Below are 8691 nucleotides of genomic sequence, written 5' to 3'. Positions count from 1 at the left end.
CGCTCGCGCCGGCCGCGCGCTGCCGCCGGCCGTTCGCACAAGCAAAACCCGCCCGAGCCACGTGATCGCGTGGTTCGGGCGGGTTTCGGTTGTGCGGGAGCAGCTAGAGCTTCGTCGTGCCGCCGATACCGGGACCCTCGGGAGCGGTCGACGGCGCCACGTGCGCACCGCCACCGGTGTTCGCGGGCACGCCGTTCTGCGAGCGGAGCAGGTCGCGGATCTCGAGCAGCACCTCGACGTCGGTCGGCGGGACGTCCTGCGGCGTCTGCTCCTCGTCGTTCTTGACCCGCTCGAACGCGACCTTCTTGAGGTGGTTCACGGGGAGCACGAGGGCGAAGTACACGACGGCCGCGACGATGACGAAGTTGATCACCGCACCGATCACCGAGCCGAACATGAGGGTCGCCGGCTTGCCGCCCGCCACGGTCGGGATGTCGACCTTGAGCGCGTCGTCGAGGCTCGACGCGTTGAACACCGCGCCGATCGCCGGGTTGATGATCGCGTTCACGATGACGGTCACGATGGCGGTGAACGCTGCACCGATGACGACTGCGACGGCCAGGTCGATGACGTTGCCGCGGAGCAGGAACTCCTTGAAGCCCTTCACGGGACTCCTTCCGGGTCGAGGACGGCCGCCGGACGGCGACCCCATCAACCTACCGAGGAGTCCGGACCCCGGTCAGGACCCGGCGGGCTTCGGCGTGGTCGAGGCAGCGGGCTTCGCTGCTGCGGGCTTCGACTCGGACTTCGCCGGCGTCGAGGACGACGACGACGAGGACGACGACTCGGACGAGCCCGACGACTCCGACGAGCCCTTCGGCGCCGCCCGGGAATCGGTCCGGTAGAAGCCGCCCCCGTTGAACGTCACCCCGACCGGCGAGAAGACCTTGCGCAGCACGTCGCCGCACGCCGGGCACTCGGTGAGCGTGGCGTCGGAGAACGACTGCTTGATGTCGAAGGCGTTGCCGCACTCGGTGCAGCGGTACGAGTAGGTGGGCACCCTAGCTCCGGAAGGTGATGATGCGCGACGGCGTGATGATGCCGTCGACGGGTTCGTCGTGGGTCTCGCGCGGGACCTCGTCGAGGTACTCCGCGTCGAAGATCACAGCATAGACGGGCGGGCGGTTCGCCATCGACCCGAGCGTCTTGTCGTAGTAGCCGCGTCCCCAGCCCATCCGGACGCCGTCGTGTCCCACCGCGGCGGCGGGGGCGAGGATCGCGTCGACGTCGTTGATCGCGAGCGGGGAGAGCACCTCGCCGACGACCTCGGGCACGCCGGCCAGCCCCTCGGCCTCGGAGGCGCCGTCGCCGACCGCCCAGTCGAGCAGGCCGTCCTCGCGGGTGATCGGCAGGAGCACCCGGATGCCGCGCTCGAACGCCCAGTTCAGGAACGGGCGGACGTCGGGTTCCTCGGGTGCGGAGAGGTACAGCGCGATCGACTCGACCTGGCGCTCCTCGGCGAAGCGCTGCAGGGTCGCGGTGAGCGCCGCGGTGTCGGTCTCGCGTTCGGTCGTGGTCCGGGTGCGCCGCCGCTGCCGGAGCTCGGCTCGCAGGGCGCGCTTCTCGTTCCCGAGATCGGCGATCATGCCGAGGAGTCTACCGAGGGCACGTCTTGCGGCTTTCCGCCGCCGAGCGCGAGAAGCCGTGTCCTCCGTAGCGACGACATGCCCCCTCCCGGGGTCATCCGATACCGTCCAGGCATGGGCTTCCAGATTTCGAAGGCCGTGATCCCCGCCGCAGGCCTGGGCACGCGCTTCCTCCCCGCCACCAAGGCGATGCCGAAGGAGATGCTCCCCGTCGTCGACAAGCCGGCCATCCAGTACGTGGTGGAAGAGGCCGTCGGCGCAGGGCTCACCGACGTGCTGATGATCACGGGCCGCAACAAGAACGCGCTCGAGAACCACTTCGACCACGTGTCCGAGCTCGAGGAGACCCTCAAGAAGAAGGGCGACCACGAGAAGCTGCAGAAGGTGAACCAGTCCACGGACCTCGCCGACATGCACTACGTCCGCCAGGGCGACCCGCTGGGCCTCGGTCACGCCGTGCTCCGCGCCAAGATGCACGTCGGCCGTGAGCCGTTCGCCGTGCTCCTCGGTGACGACATCATCGACGCCCGCGACCCGCTGCTCAAGCGCATGATCGAGGTCCAGGGCGAGAAGAACGCCACCGTCGTCGCCCTGCTCGAGGTCCCGGAGTCGCAGACCCACCTCTACGGCATCGCCACGGTCGAGGAGACCGACACCGACGACGTCGTGAAGATCACCGGCCTCGTCGAGAAGCCCCCGCAGGGCGAGGCACCCTCGAACCTGGCCATCATCGGCCGCTACGTCATCCGTCCCGAGGTCTTCGACGTCCTCGAGAAGCAGGAGCCGGGCAAGGGCGGCGAGATCCAGCTGACCGACGCGCTCATGAAGATGGCGAACGCCGAGGAGTGGACCGGCGGCGTGTACGGCGTCGTGTTCCGTGGACGCCGGTACGACACCGGTGACAAACTCGACTACATCAAGGCGATCGTCCAGCTCGCCTCGGACCGCGAAGACCTCGGCCCCGACCTCAAGTCGTGGCTCAAGGAGTTCAACGCGGGCGAATAGACGACCCGTCGCCGAACGGGTCCGGGGAACACCTCCGGGCCCGTTCGACGCTCCCGGAGGAACCAGCGCGATGACGACGATCCCGACCCTGTCCCACGGGCGGGTCACCATCCGGCCCCTCCGACTCCGCGACACCCGCGACCTCGACGTCGCCCTCGCGAGCAACCGCTCGTGGCTCCGCACGTGGGAGGCCACGAACCCCTCCGGTCACGCCTCCACCGACGTCCGCGGCAGCATCCGCGCGCTCCAGGCCAACGCCCGCGCGGGGCTCGGGCTCCCGTTCGCGATGGAGCTCGACGGCCGCTTCGTCGGGCAGCTCAACGTCTCCGGCATCACGTACGGCTCCCTCGCCAGCGCCTCGATCGGCTACTGGGTCGTCGAGGACGCCGCAGGCCACAACGTCACGCCGATCGCCGTCGCGATGGCGGTGGACCACTGCTTCCGCGTGGTCGGCATCCACCGCATCGAGATCTGCATCCGTCCCGAGAACGCCCCGTCGCTGCGGGTGGTCGAGAAGCTCGGCTTCCGGTACGAGGGGCTCCGCCGCCGGTACATCCACATCAACGGCGACTGGCGCGACCACTTCTGCTTCGCCCTCGTCGCGGAAGAGGTCCGCGAGGGCGTCCTCGAACGCTGGGTCCGCGGCCAGGTCCCGCCCGGCGTCGGTTCGGTCCCGCTCGCGGCACGCGACGAGGCCGCGATGCCGCTGCACACCACGCCCCGCGTCTGACCCGCGGGTCCGGTCCGTCCGGCGGGGCGGCCCGGGAGGCGCGGCTCGCCCCCGGCGATTTCGTCACGACACGCGCAACACGCGTCCGGCAATCACCGGCCGGGGGAACGCCCACCCCTACCGTGTCCCCATGGCAGGTATCGGCTCCTGGGGCGGCGGCATCGTCCTGCTCATCGCGGCCGTGCTCTGGCTCGTCTACCTCATGCCGTCCTGGGCGGCCCGTCGGCAGTACCTCGCCACCGAGCGGAACGCGATCCGGCTGCAGCAGACCCTCCGCATCCTCGCGCAGACCGCCGAGCTGCCGGACGAGGTCCGCATCGAGATGAACGCGAAGTCCCTCGCCGAGGCCCAGCGGGTCGCGAAGTCGGAGGAGGCGAAGCGCACCGCGATCGTCCGCGCCCACGAGGCCGCCCGGCAGCGGGAGATCACCCGCCGACTGGCCGAGCAGGCACCCGTGCTCGAGCGGGCCTCGGCGGTCCCGGCACTCACCGCGATGCGCATGCGTCGGTCCCGACTGGGGGCGACCCTGCTCGGCACGCTCGGCCTCGTCGTCGCGGTCGTCGTGTTCGTCGCGGCCCCCGCCGCCTGGCTCGTCGGTGTCGCCGGCCTCGTCGCCGCCGGTGGGTCCGCAGCGGTCCTCGCCCAGCTGCACCAGGTGGCGAAGGCGCGGAAGGCCCGGACCGCGACGGTCGTGCCGGAGTCGAGCCGCGCCTCCAGGCCCGCGAGCGAGTGGACGGACCCGGCGCCGCCGCTGTCGACCGAGCAGCCCGCCGAGCGCGCTCGTGACCGCAGCTGGACGCCGAACCGCGTCCCGAAGCCGCTGTACGTCGAACGCCCGAAGGTCCCGGCGGCCACGCCGGAGTCCTCGGCGGAGCTCGCCGCCCGCCTGAAGGAGCGGGTCGCCGCGGCCAAGGCGGAAGCCGAGGCCGAGGCTGCCGCGATCCGTGCTGCCGAGACCGACCCGTCGCTCGCGCGGGTGTCGCCCATGCGCCCGGACGTCGAGGAGGCCGTCGCGTCGCTCTCCGCGCACGACCAGGGGCGGCTCGCCGAACGGCTGGGTCTGCGCGCGCCGGCCGGGACGGGAGCCCCCGTTGCGCAGGCCGCTCCCGCTCCGGAACCCGCTGCTCCCGCCGCTCCCGCCGCGCCCCCGGCGCCGCCGAGCAAGTGGGCCGGCATGGGTGTCCTCGGCGAGGACGCGTACGAGCAGGCGGACCTCGACGCCATCATGCGTCGCCGCCGCGCCGTCTGATCGCTCGATTTCGGATCGGGCCGACGCGGGTGCTAGTGTGGACGCGTTCTCGGGGCTATGGCGCAGTTGGTAGCGCGTCTCGTTCGCAATGAGAAGGTCAGGGGTTCGAATCCCCTTAGCTCCACTCCGAGACAGAAGGCCACCCGATCGGGTGGCCTTCGTCGTTCCCAGGGCGGGCCCGGGTCAGCCGGGGACGCTCTCCGTCAGGATCCCGGCCTGGGCGAGCTCGCCGTGGATCGCGTTGGCGGCCTGCTCGAAGGCGCGGTTGCCGCGCGAGATGCCGAGCGCACCGCCCTTGAGCGCCGACTTGCCGGCACCGCGCAGGAGCCGCGCGACCGTCCGACCGTCCGGCGTGACCATGATCTGCACGTCGAGCCGGGTGTGGAAGGTCCGGTCGTTCGCCATGCCGCCGATGAGCAGCGTGAGGCCCATGCTGCCGCGGGTGGCGCGGAGGGCTCCCTGGTCGCCGTCGTCGACGGTGTAGCCCTCGCGGACGAGTGCGCCGCGGACGAGTGCGCGGACGTGGTCGGGGGCGGCTGCGACGAAGAAGTCGTGGCTCTCGGGCATGGGTGGTCTGATCCTCTCGACGGTGGTTCCTGCCAGAGATCATGCCGTGTCGTCGCCTACCCTGGGAAGCACCATGACTGCTTCCCTGACGCGCCGCTCCCTGCTGTCCCTCGCCGGCGTGACCGGCATCGGGCTCGCCGTCGCTGCGTGCTCGTCGGGGGACGGCGGAACGGGCAAGGCGTCCGGTGGTGGCACGAGCAACGGTGGCGGTTCGTCCACGCCCACCGCGAAGCCCGTCGCGAAGTCGCTCAGCCCTGCGCACGTCCCGCTCGCCGGCGGTGTGACGATCACCGTCGCCGGCTCCGGGCTGGCAGCGGTCGCCGGCGTCACGGTCGGGGGCATCGCCGCGCGGGACGTCAGGGCGACCGCCACGAAGGTGACCTTCACGGCACCGCACCAGGCGATGTACACGGCGGGTTCGGCGGACGTCGCGCTCTTCACGACCGCGATCGAGCCGTCACCGTCCGCCAACCAGTCCTCGGACGGCAACGGCAGCGCCGCGAACGACGGGCAGACCGGGGCGACGCAGGACTCCGCGACGGCCACGCCGACACCGACCACCGCGCCCGTCCCGGACGCCTCGACGGCGGTCGCGACCTCGACCCTGGCCTACGCGGCACTGACCGACGTCGACCGGCAGCTCGAGTACGCGATGGCGCACTGGAAGGACTACAACCTCGCCGAGTACGGCACCATGAACCCGATCGGTGGCGACTGCGCGAACTACGTGTCGCAGACCTTGATCGCCCGCGGCTGGCAGCAGCGCTCCGACTGGTACAACCGGTCGGCCGGGGCGGAGCACTCGGCGACGTGGACCTACTGCCCGACGATGGACCCGTGGCTCACCGCGAACGCCGCGGAGTTCGGGCTCACCCGTCGCTCCCTCGACGAGCGCGACAAGGTCAAGGTCGGCGACATCGTGTTCTACGACTGGAACGACAACGACTCGCCGGACCACACCACGATCGTGTCCGAGGTGTTCACCGAGCCGGACGGCACGGTCCGCATCAAGTCGGCGAGCCACAACCAGGACGGGCCGTACCGCGACCTCGACGAGATGATCACGGTGCAGCACCCGGGCGGGACCGCCTGGTTCCACACGTTCGACGCGTAGCGCTGGCGCGCGCCGGCGGCGCGCCGCGGGGCCGCGTTCGCGTTCGCGTCGAACCACGAAGGCGACACCGAACCACCGACCCGCGCTGGTTCGGTGTCGGTTCCGTGGTTCGACGTCGGCCCGCCACGCCGGGCCGTGCCGCCGCGCGTCAGGGGTACCCGAGGAACCAGAGCAGCACGACGGCGACCGGCTGCAGGCATACACCCACCACGAGCCACACGACCGCCCGCCGCCGCGTCCGTACGAACACGTCCGACCCGAGCAGTGGCGCCGTCGGCATGAGCAACCGGGGCAGGGACTGCTGGGGCAGGAACACCGCCACGAGGTACAGCGCGTACGCCGCCGTGAACGCCCACACGTCCACCCCGAGGGCCCGGACCGACCTCCGCGTCCAGAACCACACCGCCCCCGCGAGCACGGCGACCACGAGCACGATCCCGAGCGGCCCGAGCCACGTCCCCGCCATCGTGAACCACGGCGTGAGCGGCGCGAAGTGCTGCCGCCCCACGAACCCCACCCACCACGACAGTTCGGTGTCGAGGTAGGCGTTCGGCCGACCCGTCACGGCCGAGGCGATCACCGGCCACGCCAGCCCCGCCGCAGCCACCACCAGCCCCGACACGACGATCGCCACGGCGTCCCGCACCGGGAGCGCCCGACGCTCCTGCACCCACCGCACGACGAGGTGCACCGCGAGCGCCACGGCCAACGCCAGCACGCCCGGCTTCGTGAACGCGGCCACGAGCCCGAGCGGCGCGACCAGCCAGTAGCGCCGACGGACGAGCGCCAGCAGCGCCCCGAACAGCAGCAGCAGGAACGTGCTCTCGGCGTAGGCCACCTGCAGCAGGAACGCGGTGGGACCGAACGCGAACAGCGCCGTCGCCCACCGCGCACGGTGCGAGCAGCCCACGGCGAGCACCAGCCGGTAGAGCAGCACGCACGCCCCGGCCCCGGCGAGCGTCGCGACGAGCACGCCCGCGACCCAGAACGACCCGCCCGTCAGCGGCATGACGGCGCGCACGAGCGTCGGGAACACCGGCAGGAACGCCCAGGCGTTCGGGAGGACGTGCCCCGAGTCGTCGAGCGGCAGCGTCGTCGGGTACCCGTGCTCCGCGATGATCCGGTAGAAGGACGCGTCCCACGACCCCGAGAACGTGAAGAAGGACGGATCGCGTCGGGACGACGCGAACGGCCAGCCGTTCGCCGTCGCCACGGCGTAGACCGTCGCGAGCAGGACCGTGCTCACCACGCGCGAGGCCAGCCACAGGAGCAGGGGAGTGGTCCAGCCGCTGTGGCGCGCCTCCAGGGCCGGCCTGGAGGCGCCGCTCGTCTCCCCGGCGCTCGTCACCGCCCGATCCTCGCACGTCCACGGCACGTCACCGGTGTCCGCAAGGCGTACGGTTTCAGCCTCGGTGCGGGCCCACGGCGTTGCATGGTCGGCGTTCCCTGGAAGACGCAACCACCGGAGGCACCATGCCGTTCATCACCGTCGGAGCCGAGAACGGGCACGACATCGACCTGCACTACGACGACTTCGGATCGGGCGACCCGGTCGTCCTCATCCACGGCTGGCCCCTGTCCGGCCGCTCGTGGGAGGGCCAGATCCCGGCCCTCGTCGAAGCCGGGCACCGTGTCGTCGCGTACGACCGTCGCGGCTTCGGGCAGTCGTCGCACCCGTGGGGCGGGTACGACTACGACACGTTCGCCGCCGACCTCGACACCCTGCTCGACCAGCTCGGGCTGACCGAGGTCACGCTGATCGGGTTCTCGATGGGTGGCGGTGAGCTCGCGCGCTACGTGTCCACCTACGGCACGGGCCGGGTGAAGAAGCTCGTGTTCGCGAGCGCGGTGCCGCCGTACCTCTGGAAGTCGGACGACAACCCCGACGGCGGGGTCGACCAGGACCTCGCGGACTGGTTCTCGAACGGGATCACCGGGGACCGCCCCGCGTTCCTGCACGAGTTCGTCGACCTGTTCTACACGGCGGGCAAGCCCTCGCTCGTGAACAAGCCCCTGGTGTCGGGCGACCAGCGCGCGTACGACCTCGCGATCGCCGAGCTCGCATCGCCGAAGGGCACGCTCGACTGCACCGTCGCGTTCGCCACGACGGACTTCCGCGACGACCTCACCAAGGTCGACGTGCCGACGCTCGTGATCCACGGCGACTCCGACGGCATCGTGCCGTTCGAGGTGTCCGGCAAGCGGACCGCTGCGGCGATCCCGAACGCGCAGACCCACGTCATCGAGGGCGGGCCGCACGGGGTGCTGGCATCGCACAAGGACGAGTGGAACGAGGCCGTCCTGCGGTTCCTCTCCTCCTGACCCGCGCCTCCTGATCCGCGCCGAGACGCTGCGTCGGTCTCGCACCGATCTCCGCGTCTCGTGAGCAGCAATGGTCGGGTCCGTTCGTCGGACCCGACCATTCCTGCTCACCGAGGAC

10 protein-coding genes and 1 tRNA gene are annotated in these 8691 nt (G+C 71.3%); 6 read left to right on the top strand and 5 right to left on the bottom strand.

The window, feature by feature from the left end; genetic code table 11:
• Positions 1–103 precede the first annotated feature (103 nt).
• From mscL to BIV01_RS04270, 3 genes are all read right to left on the bottom strand, one after another.
• Positions 104–607 (bottom strand): large conductance mechanosensitive channel protein MscL, encoded by a 504-nt coding sequence (mscL, locus tag BIV01_RS04280; protein WP_070417867.1) that lies wholly within the window; start codon positions 605–607, stop codon positions 104–106.
• A 72-nt stretch (positions 608–679) separates the two neighbouring features.
• Positions 680–1000 carry an FmdB family zinc ribbon protein gene (locus BIV01_RS04275; protein ID WP_071302052.1) on the bottom strand — a complete coding sequence of 107 codons (321 nt, stop codon included), beginning with the start codon at positions 998–1000 and terminating at the stop codon, positions 680–682.
• 1 nt (position 1001) lies between these two features.
• Entirely contained in the window at positions 1002–1586 is a 585-nt protein-coding gene (locus tag BIV01_RS04270) for a 5-formyltetrahydrofolate cyclo-ligase (RefSeq protein ID WP_070417869.1), read from the bottom strand.
• 114 nt (positions 1587–1700) lie between these two features.
• Here BIV01_RS04270 and galU point away from each other — a divergent pair, with 114 nt between their 5' ends.
• The 4 genes from galU (at position 1701) to BIV01_RS04250 (ending at position 4694) form a co-directional block, all read left to right on the top strand.
• Entirely contained in the window at positions 1701–2591 is an 891-nt protein-coding gene (galU, locus tag BIV01_RS04265) for a UTP--glucose-1-phosphate uridylyltransferase GalU (RefSeq protein ID WP_022907539.1), read from the top strand.
• Positions 2592–2661: 70 nt separating this feature from the next.
• The gene (locus BIV01_RS04260) at positions 2662–3321 is read left to right on the top strand and encodes a GNAT family N-acetyltransferase (protein WP_071302051.1); all 660 of its coding nucleotides are present in this window, start codon (positions 2662–2664) and stop codon (positions 3319–3321) included.
• 130 nt (positions 3322–3451) lie between these two features.
• Complete coding sequence (locus BIV01_RS04255) at positions 3452–4570, top strand: hypothetical protein (RefSeq protein WP_071302050.1); 1119 nt, start codon at positions 3452–3454, stop codon at positions 4568–4570.
• A 51-nt stretch (positions 4571–4621) separates the two neighbouring features.
• A tRNA-Ala gene (locus BIV01_RS04250) sits at positions 4622–4694 on the top strand.
• A gap of 59 nt (positions 4695–4753) precedes the next feature.
• On the opposite strand, the gene BIV01_RS04245 is transcribed toward BIV01_RS04250, so the two are convergent.
• Positions 4754–5137: a hypothetical protein gene (locus BIV01_RS04245; protein WP_071295815.1), complete on the bottom strand. Its 384-nt coding sequence runs from the start codon at positions 5135–5137 to the stop codon at positions 4754–4756.
• A 73-nt stretch (positions 5138–5210) separates the two neighbouring features.
• Here BIV01_RS04245 and BIV01_RS19250 point away from each other — a divergent pair, with 73 nt between their 5' ends.
• On the top strand, positions 5211–6251 hold the full coding sequence (locus BIV01_RS19250; RefSeq protein WP_071302049.1) for an amidase domain-containing protein: 1041 nt from the start codon (positions 5211–5213) through the stop codon (positions 6249–6251).
• Between the two features lie 148 nt (positions 6252–6399).
• Here the strand turns inward: BIV01_RS19250 and BIV01_RS04235 are convergent, their stop codons facing one another.
• Entirely contained in the window at positions 6400–7599 is a 1200-nt protein-coding gene (locus BIV01_RS04235) for a hypothetical protein (RefSeq protein ID WP_229085782.1), read from the bottom strand.
• A gap of 125 nt (positions 7600–7724) precedes the next feature.
• On the opposite strand from BIV01_RS04235, the gene BIV01_RS04230 reads away from it, so the two are divergent.
• A complete protein-coding gene (locus BIV01_RS04230) occupies positions 7725–8573 on the top strand; it encodes an alpha/beta fold hydrolase (RefSeq protein ID WP_071302048.1) in 849 nt (282 codons plus the stop codon).
• Positions 8574–8691: the final 118 nt, after the last annotated feature.

Origin of the sequence: Curtobacterium sp. MCBA15_013 (genome assembly GCF_001865095.1) — a bacterium.
GTDB lineage: Bacteria > Actinomycetota > Actinomycetes > Actinomycetales > Microbacteriaceae > Curtobacterium.
This window is presented reverse-complemented; position numbering and strand designations above follow the sequence as displayed.

What these genes read in the sequence shown, in the direction of transcription:
- BIV01_RS04270 (WP_070417869.1), bottom strand. Translation starts at nt 1,586, where the DNA reads ATGATCGCCGATCTCGGGAACGAGAAGCGCGCCCTGCGAGCCGAGCTC.
- galU (WP_022907539.1), top strand. Translation starts at nt 1,701, where the DNA reads ATGGGCTTCCAGATTTCGAAGGCCGTGATCCCCGCCGCAGGCCTGGGC.
- BIV01_RS04260 (WP_071302051.1), top strand. Translation starts at nt 2,662, where the DNA reads ATGACGACGATCCCGACCCTGTCCCACGGGCGGGTCACCATCCGGCCC.
- BIV01_RS04255 (WP_071302050.1), top strand. Translation starts at nt 3,452, where the DNA reads ATGGCAGGTATCGGCTCCTGGGGCGGCGGCATCGTCCTGCTCATCGCG.
- BIV01_RS04245 (WP_071295815.1), bottom strand. Translation starts at nt 5,137, where the DNA reads ATGCCCGAGAGCCACGACTTCTTCGTCGCAGCCGCCCCCGACCACGTC.
- BIV01_RS19250 (WP_071302049.1), top strand. Translation starts at nt 5,211, where the DNA reads ATGACTGCTTCCCTGACGCGCCGCTCCCTGCTGTCCCTCGCCGGCGTG.
- BIV01_RS04230 (WP_071302048.1), top strand. Translation starts at nt 7,725, where the DNA reads ATGCCGTTCATCACCGTCGGAGCCGAGAACGGGCACGACATCGACCTG.